This window comes from Chryseolinea sp. H1M3-3, assembly GCF_029360725.1.
GTDB lineage: Bacteria > Bacteroidota > Bacteroidia > Cytophagales > Cyclobacteriaceae > Chryseolinea.
Window position 1 is genome coordinate 163,937 of the sequence record NZ_JARKMY010000015.1, and the last position, 15,553, is coordinate 179,489.

A 15,553-nucleotide genomic window follows, 5' to 3' on the forward strand; every position below is an offset into this window, starting at 1 on the left:
TAACATATATATGCAGAACGTCACGCTCTGGTTTTCAACAGATCCCTGATTTCCGCGAGCAGTTTAACATCCGGAGGAAGTTCGGCTGGCGCAGCAGGTTTAGCTTCTTCTTTCTTCTTCAATTTATTCATTCCTTTTACCAAGAGGAAAATGATAAACGCAAGAATGATAAAATTAAGAACTACTGTAATAAAATTTCCCCAGGCAAAAACAGGCCCGAGTTCTTTTGCTTTATCCAATGGCAAATTCGGATCCGTAGCCAAAGCAGCTGATACTTTTTCAGATAACGGCCAATAGAGATTTGAAAAATCAGCTTTAAAAGCAATGCCTACCAAAGGCATGATTAAATCATTCACTACTGAATTTACTATTGTTCCGAAGGCAGCACCGATAATTACACCAACGGCGAGATCCATGACGTTACCACGGAGAGCAAATTCTTTAAATTCTTTTAGCATGGCAGAGAGGGTTAGGTTTGCTGTTTTCAAATTAGCGCTAATTCTTTAAACAACAAAGAATAACATAGTTCCTCTTTGATGCGTCCTCTCGCAGGTTTTCCAGAATTTATTGGTTAACTTTTACGAAGAAATCATTGTTGTCTATGGCGGCCGGAAAAAGAAAATCCCTCAAGGTAAAAGGATCCATCAAATCCGGCCTATCGAAAGCAGCAAAAAAAACTTTCCCCAAAAAAATAAAAGTCTCCACGCGAGATCAACAGCCCCTCAATCAACTTTCAAATATTACAACATGTCTTTGGGAATGGAATATTCTCAAAAATCAAATTTGGCTATCCGACAACGCACATAAGATTTTTGGAACATCAAAAAAGAAATTCAGAGGATCATATGAATCTCTTATGAAGCTGCTGAAGGACGACCATCGGGAACTGGTCTCAGCGGAAATAAAAAAATGTCTTCAAAGTGATAAAGAGTATTTTGTTCAATATAGAATTTCCAAAGCTCATGAAATTCCAAGATGGATTGAAGCAATTGGCAAAGTTCACCGCGATCGTAAAGGGAATCCCGAGCGCATGATTGGTTCTTTTTATGACATCACCAACATTAAACTTGGTGAAATTGAAAGAAAGGAATGGGAAGCTCGATATAAAGTAATTGTTACAGCATCCAATCTCATCATTTATGATTATGATTTACTAACAGGAAATATTGAGTGGGAAGGTGCACTTCAGGAAGTGTTAGGATACAAAAAAGATGAGTTGGGCAATTTTAAATCCTGGACAAACCTCATCCATCGTAACGACCGGAAAAAAGCACTTAACCAGCTTGAAATCGCAAGACAAGGCCTGAAGCTGTACGACATACATTATCGATTTAAGTCCAAGTCAAAATCATATGTAGACATTCACGACAAAGGAATCTTTCTCCTTGATGAGACAGGTCAGCCTTACCGGATGCTGGGTACCATGCAGGACATTTCCGAAAAAGTTCGCATTGAAAAAGATTTACTGGAGAGCAATAAGTTCAAAGAAAGCATGGAGAATGCGATGCCAGGAATGCTGTATGTTTACAATCTCATAGAACAGGAAAACATTTATGTGAACCACAATATCACAACAACGCTGGGCTGGACATGGGAGGAAATTGAAGCAATGGGTAAGAACCTCATATTTCAATTAGTTCACCCTGACGACGTAGAGAATTTAACGCAATGGTCGAATGAGCGTAGCCGAACCGTTAAAGACGCAGAATACAGGTTGAGAACAAAATCTGGCGAGTGGCGATGGTTTCATAGCCGGGACACCGTTTTTCAGAAGGATGAAAAAGGAAATGTAACACAAATCATTGGCGTAGCGCAGGACATCACGGAACGCAAAAAGATAGAGGAAGCGTTAAAGGAAAGTGAGCAAAGATTTAGAACACTTCAGGAGGCCTCCTTCGGCGGAATCGGATTACATGACAAAGGAATAATTATTGATTGCAATAAAGGTCTCAGCGTAATATCCGGATATTCTCAGGAGGAGCTGATCGGTAAAGATGGTGTAAGGTTATTAATTGCTCCTGAATATCGTGAGACCGTACTGCAAAACATTTTATCTGGCTACGAAAAGCCCTATGACGTAGAGGGAATTCATAAAGACGGAACAAGGTATGCGCTCGAGATAAGTGGTAAGGTTGTTCCCTATAAAGGACGAAATATTCGAGTAACTGAATTGAGAGATATCACCGAAAGGAAATTAATTGAGCAAAAGATCCTTGAACAAAATGCCCGCCTGCAATCCATCACAGCAGACCTCCAAAGAAAGAATGAGCAATTGGAAGAATTCACACAAATCGTCTCTCACAACTTGCGTTCGCCAATGGGCAATATTACGTCGTTATTAACCTTTATGGAAAACTCCTCGTCCGAGGAAGACAAAGCACAATTTATCAAATTTTTGAAAGAGTCAGCAGCTAACGCTATGACCACACTCGATGAGCTTAACGAAGTTCTCAAAGTCAAACAGAATAAAAACATCGAGAAGCAAACCCTTGAGTTTGACAAAGTTTTCGGGCAAGTAAAAACGATGATCAGTGCGAAGATTGCTGAGACATCAGCTGAAATCCACAGTGATTTTTCGCGTGCGCCTTCTATCCGTTATCCACATATTTACCTGGAGAGTATTTTTCTCAACCTTCTAACAAACGCACTCAAATACAGCAAACCCAATCAAAAACCTGTTATTCATGTTAAAACGTACTATGACAAAAACGATATTATTTTAGAAATCAAAGATAACGGACTAGGAATAAACATGGACCGGCATGGTCACCAGGTTTTCAAACTCCAAAAAACTTTTCATAAGCACCCCGAAAGCCGAGGCATCGGATTATTCATGATCAAAAATCAAATCGAAACAATGGGTGGAGAAATAACGATCAAGAGTCAGGAAAATGTGGGTACCACACTCACCATCAATTTCAATAAACACCAGATGGAAGAGGAATAGCTAAAGAGCAATCAAAGCATTGCAAGTGGTGCCTGGCTAACCTTCCAATTCCTAATCGGAAATATTCAAAGGATTCCTTAGTCCTTCATAGCTGGTTAGCTCAACGCCAGCACTTCCGATAAACATTTCTGCGTCGATTTTTACTGGGATACGATTTTTATCATCAGAGAAAAAAGCCGTGACGGAATTCTCGCCCTCAAAAACTTTATTTGGAGGCATTACCGGTTTAAACACCAACGTCCTGATTTTGCCGGCTTTTACTTTGATGGTCTGCTTTCCATGATAAACGATCTTCATTTTATAAAACTCGTCTTCGAAAAAACCGGTGACCACCACCGTATCCCCTTGTTTAATTTTGCTAAGATCCATGTTACGCAGGTATAAGAACCCTGCGATCATATCTCTTACCTGGGGAGGTGCATCATAAAATTTGGATTCCTTAAACTTGCCCGTGGCATTGTCCATGGTTTTCACCTCGATCTTCTTGTTTATGTGATCAAAGAAAGTCCATTCATCTTTTTTATATCTCCCCTCCCGAATTCTTCGGTAAAACTGGTGTGGAAGAATAGCGGCAGTATCAATATAAGCGCCCCATTGGTCATCAACATCGGCTACCCAATCCACAAAGCCTACCGTTCTTCCATGTACATCAATTTTAAAACAGTCGCGGTTGTTAAGCTTAAAATAATTGGGATGGACCTTTACACTACCTTTCCCTACTGTAAAAATTCCATAAGTCATTTTGAAATTGATCACCTCCCCTCGGGTAAAACTTTCGTTTTTGACCCGCGGGTAGACGTCATTTCTATAGGTGACGAAACCTGTTAGCAAACTTATTAGAACAAAACTGAGGGTAAGTCTTCTCATCGTTAAACCATTAAATTTACACAAAGCACGTTACTCCAATGTAACCGGTGTAAGAAATTCAAACGATATGCCAATACTCATAGTCGTTTAAACGGAAACATTATTCTCCCGCAAAGCATCGTTCAGCGAAGTTTTTTTATCCGTGCTTTCCTTTCGCTTCCCGATAATTAATGCACAGGGAACGTGGAAGTCACCCGCCGGGAACTTCTTCGCATAAGAACCTGGAATAACCACCGACCGCTCCGGAACATAGCCTTTCGTTTCGACAGGCGTTGAACCGGTAACATCAATGATTTTGGAGCTCGCTGTCAATACAACATTTGCACCGAGCACGGCCTCCCTCCCTACTCTGACACCTTCCACCAGAATACATCTGGATCCAATAAACGCGCCATCCTCTACAATAACAGGAGATGCCTGAACTGGTTCCAAAACCCCGCCAACTCCTACGCCCCCACTCAAGTGGACGTTTTTTCCAATTTGAGCACAACTTCCAACGGTTGCCCAAGTATCCACCATCGTTCCTTCATCCACATAAGCACCAATGTTTACGTAAGACGGCATCATGATCACCCCTTTGCTTACATATGAACCGTACCGGGCAATGGCATGTGGAACAACGCGTACCCCAAGCGCTTTATAGTTACGTTTTAATTTGATCTTATCGTGGAATTCAAAAGGGCCAACTTCGATCGTCTCCATCTGCTGAATAGGGAAATACATGATCACTGCTTTTTTAACCCATTCGTTAACCTGCCATCCAGACGCTACAGGCTCGGCTACACGCAGCTCGCCTTTGTCAAGTTTTTCGACTACACTACGAATGAGCTCCTGACTTTCAGTGTTTTGAAGGAGCGAACGATCTTCCCAAATTTTTTCAATGCGTTGTTTCAATTCCATTATATTAGAGTTTCAGCATGCAAGAAATAAAAAAAAGAAGAATAGTCCTCGCTTCGGTACTGAAACCCGTCAACGATCCGCGCATGTTTGAGAAAATAGGGCAGAGTTTGTCCCGCCACCACGAAGTTCATATCATTGGTACCACTGCCACCGTTGACAACAGCAATGCATCAATTTTCTTTCACCCATTAGCACACTATACCCGACTTGGAATTGACCGGATACTGTCACCGTTGAGAATTTTAAAAAAGCTCTTAAGCATCAAACCCCACCTGATCATTATAGGTACCCATGAACTCTTATGGGTAAGTCTGATTGCAAAACTGCTGCTGCGATGCAAAGTCATTTACGACGTTCGTGAAAACTATTTCCGCAACATCCTCTACACGAATGCTTTCCCTCCTATTCTCCGGGTTTTAATAGCCTTGTACGTAAGAATTAAGGAATGGATTACCGCACCCTACATAAATATTTTTTTTCTCGCCGAAGCTGGATACGAAAAGGAACTCAAGTTCATTGGAGAAAATAAAATCATCATTGAAAATAAAGTCAAAAAAATGGCGCTACCAGTTGGTAGAAAATGGAGCAGCAAAGATCAATGTATTCATTTCGTTTTTAGCGGTACACTGGGCGAGACGACCGGCGTCTTTATCGCCATTGATCTTGCCAGCAGACTTCATGCGGTTGATCCAAAAGTCAGATTACATATTATTGGGTTTAGTCCATTGCTCACCGTTCAACATGAAATCAATAACCTGGTCAGCGCGAAGAACTTCATCCATTTCACCGTAAGGCATGAACCCATTCCTCACCTTGAGATCCTTAAAGCGATACAACAATCAGATGTGGGGATTATCGCTTATCCTTCCAACCCATCAACCGAAAACACTATCCCAACGAAGCTGTATGAGTATCTGGGCTATCAATTGCCTATTCTTCTGATCGACCATGCGCCTTGGGTAGCTATTTGCCAACCTTATCATGCTGCCATTCCTTTCAATTTAAAAAACATTCATGCCGAGAAGATTCTTCGGGACTTAAAAACCAATACTTTTTACGACCAGATACCTCAAGATGTGTTTTGGGAAGTTGAAGAAATCAAGCTGTTAGCGGCGGTTAACAACCAATTGACATAAATTATTCCGAAATATTTTTTTAGACCAGTCTAAACTTTTATTTTTGTGATACCGTTGATAGAAACACAAGAATACCATGTTAAGCTACACGGAAGAAAATTATCTCAAGGCCATCTACCATCTTGCCCAGGGAGGTACGAAGGCCGTACTAACCAATGAGATTGCTGAAATGCTGAATACAAAAGCAGCTTCAGTAACAGACATGATCAAAAAGCTTTCCGGCAAAAACTTCATCTCATACGAAAAATACTATGGTGTGAAGATGACCAGGCAAGGAAAATCCGAAGCACTTAGCATTATTCGAAAGCATCGTTTGTGGGAAACATTTCTTGTGCAAAAGCTGCAGTTTAATTGGGATGAAGTGCATGACATCGCGGAACAACTCGAGCACATTCAATCACCGTTGCTGATTGAAAAATTAGATGCATTCCTCAACTATCCCAAAGCGGATCCCCACGGGGAGCCTATCCCCGATCGTAACGGTAAGGTACAGGTACAGGCACACGGTTGTTTGCATGAGCAAACGTTAGGTTATAAGGGATGCATAGTAGCGGTAAAAGATTCTGATGCCACACTGCTGAAGTATCTAAATAAAATCGGCGCAACACCTGGGAAAAAAATTGAATTGCTGAACAAGGAGGCATACGATGAAAGTCTTGAAGTGCTTGTTGAAAATAAGAAACTGAGTTTATCAAAACCCGTCGCACAAAACATTTTAGTTTCACTGACAACCCGATAAGCATTATGGAAATGGGGAATACAATACGAAAATCTTTAAGTGAAGTAAACTCTTCGGTTGATACTACACAGGGAAAAGGGTGGCGGAAACTGCTTGCATTCTTAGGACCGGCTTACCTGGTAAGCGTTGGGTATATGGACCCCGGTAATTGGGCAACTGATATTGCCGGAGGAGCCAGGTTTGGATATGCCTTGATTTGGGTTTTGCTGATGTCGAATTTAATGGCACTGCTGCTGCAAAGCTTAAGTGCCCGGCTAGGTATAGTCAGGCAGTTAGATCTGGCTCAGGCGTCAAGGAGGTCATATAATCCAGTCGTTAATTTTTTTCTCTGGATACTGGCAGAAATTGCCATCGCCGCCTGCGACCTGGCCGAAGTTTTAGGAATGGCCATCGGATTGCAATTGTTATTTGGATTGCCGCTCATCTGGGGAGTAAGCTTAACTGTATTAGATACGCTGTTGCTTCTTTTCCTTCAAAGTTATGGCATTAGAAAAATTGAAGCATTTATCATTGCCTTGGTAGCCATCATCGGGGGTGCATTTTTAATTGAGATGTTCCTGGCGAAACCAAACTTTCCTGAGCTGGCCAAAGGCTTCATTCCATCTATTCCAAATGATCAGGCACTGTATATCGCCATAGGAATTATTGGCGCAACCGTAATGCCCCACAACCTTTACTTACATTCATCCTTGGTACAAACCAGGAGGATCAGTCGCAACGCGAAGGGAATCTGGACATCGATCAAATATAATTTCATCGATTCTGCCATTGCATTGAATGCGGCGTTCTTTGTCAATGCCGCCATTCTCGTACTTGCCGCATCCACATTTTTCAAGGCTGGATTGTACGAAGTAGAAGATATTCAGGATGCTTACAAATTTCTTAGTCCCATGCTTGGCACGCAATGGGCATCGATTCTTTTTGGTATTGCACTGGTCGCGGCAGGACAAAGTTCAACGATTACAGGAACACTGGCAGGACAAATTGTAATGGAAGGTTATTTGAATCTTCGCATTGCACCCTGGCTAAGGCGATTAATCACGCGACTGATCGCTATCATCCCCGCATTTATTGTCATTCTCGTCTATGGAGAATCCGAAACTGGGGCGTTGCTGATTTTTAGTCAGGTGATACTTAGCTTGCAATTAGGATTTGCCGTCATTCCATTGATTCACTTTAACAGCGACAAAGAAAAAATGGGTGAATATGTAATTAAACCCTGGATGAAAATTGCTGCCTGGCTGATTGCAGCAATTATTGTAACACTTAATGTAAAATTAGTAATACAGGAAATAACGGTATGGCTCACTGCTGCCGGCGGCGACGCCTGGATTGTTTGGGTAACGGCGGTACCTGTTTGTATCGCGGCAGGTGTGTTGTTGCTCTACATCACGTTTAAACCGTTCATTGAAAAATTCGCGGAACGGGACACTAAGATTCCACATGGCACCGCAGTTAAATTAGATGTGTCGTACAAGCTTTCTTATCATCGTATAGCGGTGACGATAGACTTTGGTAAAATGGACAATGAAACCATACGAAGTGCCATTGCTCAGGGCGGTATTAATGCGCGTTATTTATTGCTGCACGTGGTGGAAACTGCGGGTGCCATGGTGTATGGCAGTGATATCGAAGATCAGGAATCAGCCGAAGATACACTTGCCTTGGAGAATTACAAAAATCAGTTGGTTGACAAAGGTTACGACGTGGAGATTAAAATCGGTTTCGGAAACCCACGAAGCACCATACCGGAAATGGTAAAAGAATTTCAAGCGGACCTGTTGGTGATGGGTGCTCATGGTCATAAGTTTTTCAAGGATATTATTTTTGGAGCAACCGTGGACACCGTAAGGCATAGGGTGGATATACCCGTTCTGGTGGTGAAGGAAAAATAGGTTACTTGTCGCTGACAGCTTCGTACCTTGCAAGATATATTATGTCAACAACCATCGAAGATACCATCGTCGCCTTAGCAACTGCGCAGGGAATTTCTGCAATTGCGGTGATCCGCCTTTCCGGACCAGAGGCTATAAAGATCACTCAAAAATGTTTTAAAGGAAAGAACCTCGAAGAACAGCCATCACACACGATTCATTTCGGAAATCTTCATCACGAAGGAAAGATTATTGATGAAGTCCTTGTTTCCATTTTCAAAGCGCCGAATTCGTTTACCATGGAAAACGCAGTGGAAATTTCATGTCATGGATCGCCGTTCATCATCAAGGAAATTATAAAGGCATTGCTACGACAGGGAGCACGACTCGCACAGCCGGGAGAATTTACCAAACGCGCCTTTCTTCATGGTCGGTTTGACCTTGCACAGGCTGAAGCCGTGGCCGACCTGATCAATGCAGAAACAGATAATGCACGACAAGCTGCGCTTAACCAAATGCGCGGCGGCTTTTCGAAAGAGATCAATCATTTGCGTGACGAATTAATTCACTTTGCGTCATTGATCGAACTTGAACTCGATTTTGGGGAAGAAGATGTTGAATTTGCTAAACGCGATGATTTAAGAGAGCTTATTCAGAAAATTCAATCTTATTTACGGGCTTTGATTGACTCCTTCGATCAGGGCAACGTAATAAAAAACGGTGTACCTACTGTGATTGCAGGAAAGCCAAATGCAGGTAAGTCAACTTTATTGAATGCATTGCTAAATGAAGAACGTGCTATCGTTTCTGATATCCCTGGGACTACACGCGATGCCATCGAAGATGAAATAATTCTGGGTGGGATAAATTTTCGATTTATTGATACCGCAGGTTTACGTGAAACAAAAGACGTCATAGAAGCCATCGGCGTGGAGCGAACTCGTGAACGAATGAAGAAAGCCTCATTAATACTTTACCTGGTTGACCTCTCCAATGCGACAGAAAATGAAATTGAGGAACAGGTTCATGAGTTGAAGGCACTGGCCATCCCCTATCTCATGATCGGGAATAAAATGGATCAGGCCGACAACACGCTATTGAAAAAATTAGAAAGCCAACCTTTTATCTTTATCTCTGCATCTAACAAAACAAACCTTTCATTGCTCAAAGAAAAGATCTTAGAAAAAGTACAGATAAAGGAAGTAAAGAAAGGCGACGTGATGGTTACGAACCTAAGACACTATCAAAACCTGCTTCAGACAAATGAATCCCTCGACCTTGTTTTAACCGGACTTGATTCCGGAGTGACCGGAGATTTTCTCGCCATGGACATACGGCAATCCCTGCATTATCTGGGAGAGATCACGGGCACCATTACAACGGATGATCTATTGGATAATATTTTTTCGAAGTTTTGTATCGGGAAGTGAATTCTGAAAGAGGCCAGTTCGTGTTCGTCAAAGCCGAATCAAAAATGGTGGTTACTCACTCCACCTCGATGCTTATTGGGATGGCAAACGCTCTTACGATTTCTCAAGGTTGGAAGTGATTGATAAATCTTGTGTTTTGCGCTTGTAGCCAGCACGCCCACGAGTTGAAATCCTTCATTGTGCTAGCGATTTTAGTTTGGAAACTATTACAATAATGATCCGGATTAACTATTATTGTGTATAAACAACACATTAATGAAATTATCTTCTCTACTGTGTTCCGTAGATTACTGTGACCTTAAAAAAATAATTGGTGTTTATTGTTTGATTCTACTGTTCCATTGCCAAGTCACCGAGGCTGCAAGAATCGACTCGTTGGACATACCGAGCACAGCTATGGGCAAGACGTATAAGTCAGCTATCGTGCTTCCGGCTTCCTACGCAAAAAGTAAATCCGTTTATCCTGTATTTTATTTGCTGCATGGTGGCTTCGGACATTACAGGGACTGGCTTGACAAAACTCCGGACACTCAACTGTTACATCGTTTAGCTGATTCGTATGACCTGATCATCGTTCTGCCGGAAGGTGAAATTTTCAGCTACTATATCGATAGTCCCGTTGACAGGAAAAGTCAATTCGAGTCGTATGTCATTAAAGACGTTGTTCCTGCAATTGATAAAACCTATCGTACCAATCGCAGCAATAAAGCAAGGGCTATATCCGGTTTATCTATGGGTGGATATGGTGCTTTGTATTTGTCAGCACGACACCCGGATGTGTTCGGTACTGCAGGCAGCATGAGTGGAGCCCTCAACCCCGACATGATGGGGTGGAAACTTCCTCCTGACATGGCATCCAATATTAAAAAGGCATTTAGTGCGATCATGGGGCCTATCGAATCGGTGGATTATTCCATATATTCGATCATCAACATGGCGGATCTGATCAAAAAGAACGGTACGAAATTAATTATCGACTGTGGCGTAGATGATTTCTTAATTGAGCCTAACCGTGAATTGCATCGAAGGCTCCTGTTCAATCAAACCCCACACGATTATACTGAACGGCCAGGTGGCCACTCCTGGGATTATTGGCAAAATTCCTTGCCTCATCACATTCTATTCTTCCATGAAGTTCTGAAGACAAATAAGGCAACAGTCAACTGAATCACTCATGAATAAATATTATGCAGTTCTATTTGTGTTGCTGATCACGCTGAAATCCTTCAGCCAGATCACTTCGGGAAAACTGACAAGCTTTAAGATCAAGGCGGAGACCTTGCGAAATGATGGCGGGGAAAATCCAAATCGCAACGTATCTGTTTATCTCCCTCCGGGTTACGAAAACGGGAACAAGCGTTTTCCGGTAATTTATTATCTGCACGGCTTTATGGGAACCGACAGTATATCTTCATCAATGAAGATGATCCTCGACAAAGGAATTGCCCAAAAAAAGATCCGTCCATTCATTTTAGTTATTGCCAGTCATTATACATTATACGAAGGAAGTTTCTACAGCAACTCGTCCCTTACTGGTAATTGGACTGATTTCCAGGCGAGAGAAATAGTAGAATATATTGATAGGAATTTCAAAACGCTAGCTACGCGCGAAGGCCGTGGAATAGCTGGCCATTCCATGGGAGGATACGGAGCAATAAAAATCGGTATGCTGTTTCCGGAGGTGTTTAGCAGCGTGTATGCATTGAGCCCTGGTCTATTGGCATTCGTAAAGGAGTTTGGGCCTAACAGTGATTCGTTCAAAGAACTGGGCAAGATTAAAACGCACGAAGAATTAAAGAAGACATATTATCCGAAAGTACTCGTAGCGGTGGCCCGGGCGTGGTCACCTAACCCTGCGAAGCCTCCTTTCTATTGTGATGTTCCGTTTACCTACCAGGGAGACAGTTTAATTATAAACGACAAAGTCATGGAGAAATGGAGTCAAAACATGCCTGTGTACATGGTGGATAAATATGCATCGAACCTTCGTAAACTTAAGGCATTGAAGCTTGACTGGGGGAGAAATGACGCGAGTCGCTTTCCTGTTCAGTGTGGTATGTTCAGTCAGCGGTTGGAGAATTTAGGAATTGATCACTTTGCTGAAGAATACATCGGAAATCACGGAAATAAAATCTGGACCACAGATGGACGAGTTTTGAATGACTTGCTTCCTTTCTTCAATGAGTATTTGAAATTTGATTAACCAATAATAGCACGTGATTGCGCTCCTGGGGTTCGCTACAATTGTAGTTTTCTTGATCCTGATTTTAACGAAAAGGCTTTCGGTGATCACCGCGTTGGTGTTAGTACCGATGGTATTCGGATTACTCTCAGGCCTTCATCCAAAAGAACTCGGTGAAATGATGCTGGGAGGAATCAAACAGGTTGCTCCTACCGGAATCATGCTTGTATTTGCAGTATTGTATTTTGCCGTTATGCTGGATGCCGGGCTGTTTGACCCTGTGGTAGCGTTCATCGTCAGAACAGTTAAAGGTGATCCTTTGAAAGTAGTGATGGGTACTGCCATTCTTACCATGATTGTGCATTTAGATGGCGATGGCACGGCTACGTTCATGATCGTTCTGTCCGCTTTTCTGCCGATTTATAATAAGTTGAACATGAGTCGCTTGGTGCTTGCCGGGATTGTTGCGCTCAGCGTTGGTCCTCTGCATTTAGTGCCTTGGTCGGGTACCTCGGCACGCGCAATTTCGACATTAAACACCTCAGCTGACAAACTCTTTAATCCTAACCTCCCCGCTATCGTTGCGGGCATAGCGTGGGTATTAATTGTTGCATACATTCTTGGAAGAAGAGAACGAAAACGATTAGGTGTGGTTGATTTTGTCTACCAGCATCACGCATCCTTAAGCGAAGAACAAAAATCGTTTCGCAGGCCTAAGCTGATCTGGCTTAATGCCACCGTGACGGTTTTATTGATTGTGATTTTAATCAAAGGTTGGATGCCTGCACCTGTTCTGTTTGTGATCGCAAGTGTAGTCGCCCTGTTGATCAATTATCCTATATTAAAAGATCAGCAAAAAATTATGCGGAGTCATGGATCGAATATTTTTTTAGTGTCCAGTATGATCTTTGCCGCGGGTATTTTTTCCGGAATTCTTACGGGCTCGAAGATGATCGAAGCGATGGCATCGACATTGGTCTCGCTGATTCCGGAACAGCACGCCAATTTGTTACCACTGCTGACAGCGGTGACCAGTATGCCATCCAGTATGCTCTTTACACCCGATGCGTATTATTTTGGTGTTGTGCCGGTGGTGAGCCAGACAGCGCAGCATTATAACATTGATCCGCTAGAGATTGGCCGTGCTGCGTTGTTAGGACAGATGACTGTTGGCTTTCCTTTAAGTCCATTAACAGCGTCCACCTTTCTGCTCATTGGTCTATGCGAAGTGGACCTGGGCGATCATCAGAGATTTATTTTTAAATGGGCGTTTGGTACCACTATCGTGATGACAATCGTGGCAATTATTACGGGTTCGATACATATTTGATTTATGGACTATCCTTGCACTGCATTCACCGAAAGGAATGAAAACGGAGGGGACGGTCAGCCTGTTCCACTTAAATCTAATCCAACTTACAGATGAAAGACAAGATCCGGATTGGTTGTGGTGCGGGCTTTTCGGGTGACCGATTAGATCCCGCTATTATCCTTGCTGAGCAAGGGAACCTCGACTACTTGGTATTGGAATGCCTCGCCGAGAGAACAATCGCTCTGGCGCAGAAACGTAAAATAAAAGATCAGACGAAGGGTTATGATCCGTTGCTGGAGAGAAGGATTGAATCTTTGTTACCCGCGCTGACGAAAAACAAAGTCACGCTCATAACCAATATGGGCGCTGCCAATCCTATGGAAGCTGCGAAGAAAGTTGCTGATATAGCGCGTAAACTGAAGTTAAAAATCAGAATAGCAGCTGTAACGGGTGATGACGTTTTCAAAAAACTTGAGACTTCGTCAATAGCCCTTGAGACAAATGAACCGGTTGGTAATTCCGGTGAATTGATCTCTGCAAATGCGTATCTGGGCGTAGACGGAATTTTGGAAGCCCTGCATGCCAACGCAAGTGTTATTATTACAGGCCGGATAGCAGACCCTTCATTGTTCCTCGCACCGATGATCTTTGAATTCGGTTGGTCGACTAGCGATTATGATCTGTTGGGTAAGGGTACGGTCATCGGACATCTGCTCGAGTGCGCAGGCCATATCACCGGTGGGTATTTTGCTGATCCCGTTAAAAAGCCAGTGGAAGGTCTGCATAAACTTGGGCACCCGTTTGCTGATGTTAAAAAAGATGGATCAGCCATTATCAGCAAAGTACAAGGCACAGGAGGCGTGGTGAATCTTATGACCGTGAAAGAACAATTGTTGTATGAGGTAATTAATCCTTCTGAATATTTTACGCCAGATGTAATAGCTAATTTCACCACTGTAAAATTACAGGAAATCGGTCATGACCAGGTGCAGGTTACTGGTGGACATGGAAAACCGAAACCGGAGACATATAAGGTCAGTGTAGGATACAAGGCTTTTTGTCTCGGTGAAGGTGAAATCTCTTATGCAGGGCATGCTGCGTTTGAACGCGCAAAGCTTGCGGGAGAAATCGTATCAAAAAGATTCGCGGAAGGTTTGGTGATTTCTGATCACCCGATTACAGACATCCGTGTTGATTATATTGGGATAAGTTCTGTTCACCGAACGGATTTTAAAACGGCTCCAGTTTCACCTTACGAGATCAGGTTAAGAATAGTTGGAAAGGCACAAACACCGGAAGACGCAGCTTTGATCGGGGAAGAAGTAGAGGCGCTCTATACCAACGGTCCCGCTGCTGGCGGTGGTGTACGAAAACTCGTGAATGAAGTGGTAGGCATCGTCTCCACACTGATGGCGAGAACTGAAATTGAAGTGCAAATAACAATCATTGAATCCTGAAGAATGAAACTCTACGACATTGCGCATAGCCGGGCAGGTGATAAAGGTAATACACTTACGTTATCGCTTATTCCTTTCCTGGAGTCCGATTATGATATGATTTGTGAAAAAGTGACAGTAGACAGGGTTAAAAACCACCTCCAGCAAGTCGTGTCTGGAGAAATTATTCGTTATGAGTTACCTCATATTGCCTCGCTCCTGTTTGTCTGTCACAACGCGCTATTGGGTGGCGTAACTACATCGCTGGCTATTGACACACACGGTAAAACATTGAGCTACGCATTGCTGGAGATGGATATCTAATGAAAATGAATTCTGGAAGTCGTTCAGATCAAGTCGATTTACTACGCTCCTCGAAGCTAAAAGTTTTTCTTGTCGACCTACTCGACTTTATCCACATGTCCACGCAACGAACTAAAAATCTATTTTGGCATCGTTAGGTTTTTGTTAATGGTGCGACCCTAGTTCTCAATGGAAGTGTTTGCCTTGATGTAATAAAATAATTTCATAATCAAGCGGATTTATTTAAGATATTGGATCTGAGTTTAGAAGGGTCTTTCTCCAGTCAGGCGAGCCCCATCATTGCAAGGGATTATTTCTGTAGGCTTCGTAATTGAAAGTCCATATTACGCTCGCATGCTCTATAGAATGAAGTCGCGTGGCGCTGTTTGTGTGACTTGATTTACTTTCTATTTTCCTTGTCGACCTA

At 42.7% G+C, this 15,553-nt stretch carries 13 protein-coding genes; 10 read left to right on the forward strand and 3 right to left on the reverse strand.

Annotated elements, in window-relative coordinates:
- Positions 1 to 20: 20 nt before the first annotated feature.
- A complete protein-coding gene (gene mscL / locus P2W71_RS23675) occupies positions 21 to 458 on the reverse strand; it encodes a large conductance mechanosensitive channel protein MscL (protein ID WP_276373887.1) in 438 nt (145 codons plus the stop codon).
- A gap of 143 nt (positions 459 to 601) precedes the next feature.
- Here mscL and P2W71_RS23680 point away from each other — a divergent pair, with 143 nt between their 5' ends.
- On the forward strand, positions 602 to 2,947 hold the full coding sequence (locus tag P2W71_RS23680) for a PAS domain-containing protein (protein ID WP_276373888.1): 2,346 nt from the start codon (positions 602 to 604) through the stop codon (positions 2,945 to 2,947).
- Between the two features lie 51 nt (positions 2,948 to 2,998).
- On the opposite strand, the gene P2W71_RS23685 is transcribed toward P2W71_RS23680, so the two are convergent.
- Both P2W71_RS23685 and P2W71_RS23690 read right to left on the reverse strand, forming a co-directional pair.
- Positions 2,999 to 3,814 carry a DUF3108 domain-containing protein gene (locus P2W71_RS23685; RefSeq protein WP_276373889.1) on the reverse strand — a complete coding sequence of 272 codons (816 nt, stop codon included), beginning with the start codon at positions 3,812 to 3,814 and terminating at the stop codon, positions 2,999 to 3,001.
- Between the two features lie 87 nt (positions 3,815 to 3,901).
- Positions 3,902 to 4,714 (reverse strand): 2,3,4,5-tetrahydropyridine-2,6-dicarboxylate N-succinyltransferase, encoded by an 813-nt coding sequence (locus P2W71_RS23690; protein ID WP_276373890.1) that lies wholly within the window; start codon positions 4,712 to 4,714, stop codon positions 3,902 to 3,904.
- A 17-nt stretch (positions 4,715 to 4,731) separates the two neighbouring features.
- On the opposite strand from P2W71_RS23690, the gene P2W71_RS23695 reads away from it, so the two are divergent.
- The 9 genes from P2W71_RS23695 to P2W71_RS23735 all read left to right on the forward strand — a co-directional run bounded on the left by P2W71_RS23695 (position 4,732) and on the right by P2W71_RS23735 (position 15,147).
- The gene (locus tag P2W71_RS23695) at positions 4,732 to 5,850 is read left to right on the forward strand and encodes a hypothetical protein (RefSeq protein WP_276373891.1); all 1,119 of its coding nucleotides are present in this window, start codon (positions 4,732 to 4,734) and stop codon (positions 5,848 to 5,850) included.
- A 76-nt stretch (positions 5,851 to 5,926) separates the two neighbouring features.
- Positions 5,927 to 6,589 carry a metal-dependent transcriptional regulator gene (locus P2W71_RS23700; protein WP_276373892.1) on the forward strand — a complete coding sequence of 221 codons (663 nt, stop codon included), beginning with the start codon at positions 5,927 to 5,929 and terminating at the stop codon, positions 6,587 to 6,589.
- An 11-nt stretch (positions 6,590 to 6,600) separates the two neighbouring features.
- Entirely contained in the window at positions 6,601 to 8,484 is a 1,884-nt protein-coding gene (locus tag P2W71_RS23705) for an Nramp family divalent metal transporter (protein WP_276373893.1), read from the forward strand.
- Between the two features lie 41 nt (positions 8,485 to 8,525).
- Positions 8,526 to 9,893: a tRNA uridine-5-carboxymethylaminomethyl(34) synthesis GTPase MnmE gene (mnmE, locus tag P2W71_RS23710; RefSeq protein WP_276373894.1), complete on the forward strand. Its 1,368-nt coding sequence runs from the start codon at positions 8,526 to 8,528 to the stop codon at positions 9,891 to 9,893.
- Between the two features lie 255 nt (positions 9,894 to 10,148).
- A complete protein-coding gene (locus P2W71_RS23715) occupies positions 10,149 to 11,060 on the forward strand; it encodes an alpha/beta hydrolase family protein (RefSeq protein WP_276373895.1) in 912 nt (303 codons plus the stop codon).
- A gap of 7 nt (positions 11,061 to 11,067) precedes the next feature.
- Positions 11,068 to 12,096 (forward strand): alpha/beta hydrolase-fold protein, encoded by a 1,029-nt coding sequence (locus tag P2W71_RS23720; protein WP_276373896.1) that lies wholly within the window; start codon positions 11,068 to 11,070, stop codon positions 12,094 to 12,096.
- A gap of 13 nt (positions 12,097 to 12,109) precedes the next feature.
- Positions 12,110 to 13,405 (forward strand): citrate:proton symporter, encoded by a 1,296-nt coding sequence (locus tag P2W71_RS23725; RefSeq protein ID WP_276373897.1) that lies wholly within the window; start codon positions 12,110 to 12,112, stop codon positions 13,403 to 13,405.
- Positions 13,406 to 13,497: 92 nt separating this feature from the next.
- On the forward strand, positions 13,498 to 14,844 hold the full coding sequence (locus P2W71_RS23730) for an acyclic terpene utilization AtuA family protein (protein WP_276373898.1): 1,347 nt from the start codon (positions 13,498 to 13,500) through the stop codon (positions 14,842 to 14,844).
- Between the two features lie 3 nt (positions 14,845 to 14,847).
- Positions 14,848 to 15,147: a hypothetical protein gene (locus P2W71_RS23735; RefSeq protein ID WP_276373899.1), complete on the forward strand. Its 300-nt coding sequence runs from the start codon at positions 14,848 to 14,850 to the stop codon at positions 15,145 to 15,147.
- Positions 15,148 to 15,553 lie beyond the last annotated feature (406 nt).

What these genes read in the sequence shown, in the direction of transcription:
- mscL (WP_276373887.1), bottom strand. Translation starts at nt 458, where the DNA reads ATGCTAAAAGAATTTAAAGAATTTGCTCTCCGTGGTAACGTCATGGAT.
- P2W71_RS23680 (WP_276373888.1), top strand. Translation starts at nt 602, where the DNA reads ATGGCGGCCGGAAAAAGAAAATCCCTCAAGGTAAAAGGATCCATCAAA.
- P2W71_RS23685 (WP_276373889.1), bottom strand. Translation starts at nt 3,814, where the DNA reads ATGAGAAGACTTACCCTCAGTTTTGTTCTAATAAGTTTGCTAACAGGT.
- P2W71_RS23690 (WP_276373890.1), bottom strand. Translation starts at nt 4,714, where the DNA reads ATGGAATTGAAACAACGCATTGAAAAAATTTGGGAAGATCGTTCGCTC.
- P2W71_RS23695 (WP_276373891.1), top strand. Translation starts at nt 4,732, where the DNA reads ATGCAAGAAATAAAAAAAAGAAGAATAGTCCTCGCTTCGGTACTGAAA.
- P2W71_RS23700 (WP_276373892.1), top strand. Translation starts at nt 5,927, where the DNA reads ATGTTAAGCTACACGGAAGAAAATTATCTCAAGGCCATCTACCATCTT.
- P2W71_RS23705 (WP_276373893.1), top strand. Translation starts at nt 6,601, where the DNA reads ATGGGGAATACAATACGAAAATCTTTAAGTGAAGTAAACTCTTCGGTT.
- mnmE (WP_276373894.1), top strand. Translation starts at nt 8,526, where the DNA reads ATGTCAACAACCATCGAAGATACCATCGTCGCCTTAGCAACTGCGCAG.
- P2W71_RS23715 (WP_276373895.1), top strand. Translation starts at nt 10,149, where the DNA reads ATGAAATTATCTTCTCTACTGTGTTCCGTAGATTACTGTGACCTTAAA.
- P2W71_RS23720 (WP_276373896.1), top strand. Translation starts at nt 11,068, where the DNA reads ATGAATAAATATTATGCAGTTCTATTTGTGTTGCTGATCACGCTGAAA.
- P2W71_RS23730 (WP_276373898.1), top strand. Translation starts at nt 13,498, where the DNA reads ATGAAAGACAAGATCCGGATTGGTTGTGGTGCGGGCTTTTCGGGTGAC.
- P2W71_RS23735 (WP_276373899.1), top strand. Translation starts at nt 14,848, where the DNA reads ATGAAACTCTACGACATTGCGCATAGCCGGGCAGGTGATAAAGGTAAT.